Origin of the sequence: Pseudomonas sp. AMR01, from assembly GCF_041946035.1 — a bacterium.
GTDB classification, from domain to species: Bacteria; Pseudomonadota; Gammaproteobacteria; order Pseudomonadales; family Pseudomonadaceae; genus Aquipseudomonas; species Aquipseudomonas antarctica_B.
Genome location: NZ_JAUTYR010000182.1, coordinates 1 through 518, shown reverse-complemented (window position 1 = coordinate 518; position 518 = coordinate 1). Strand labels below are relative to the sequence as shown.

Here is a 518-nt window from a genome sequence, read left to right as displayed (position 1 = left end):
GTTGCATTGCTCGGTTGGAGGGGAGCAGCTAGACAACACAACCTTCGCGGCGCACGCCCGGACCGAGGCCAAGTTGCCCCGGCCCCGGTTTCGGCACCGGCTTACGCCAGGCCGAATTTCATCAGCTTGATCGCCGCAAAATCGCTCACGTCACCGCCGACGCGCTTGGTGGCATAGAACAGCACATGTGGCTTGGCGCTGAAGGGATCGCGCAGAATGCGCAGGTCGGGCCGTTCGGCCACGGTATAGCCCGCCGCGAAATCACCAAAGGCGATGGACATCGAATCCGTTGCCGGATCGGGCATGTCCTCGGCCACCAGCACCGGGTAACCCATCAGACGCGCCGGCTCGCCCGCCGCCAGACCGTCGGACCACAAGAACCGCCCGTCGGTGTCCTTCAACTTGCGCACCATCGCCGTGGTCTTAGAGTTCATCACGAAAGCCGCGTTCTTGCGGTAGGCCGCACCCAAGGCATAGACCAACTCAACAATCGCATCGGCCTCGGGGTTGGCGTTGGT

Annotated in this window: 1 protein-coding gene; it reads right to left on the bottom strand. The window is 63.3% G+C overall.

Translation table 11 applies throughout. The features are described from left to right. Positions 1–101: 101 nt before the first annotated feature. The coding region (locus tag Q7C20_RS27150) for a phage major capsid protein (protein WP_375071236.1) at positions 102–518 on the bottom strand (417 nt) is incomplete at its 5' end.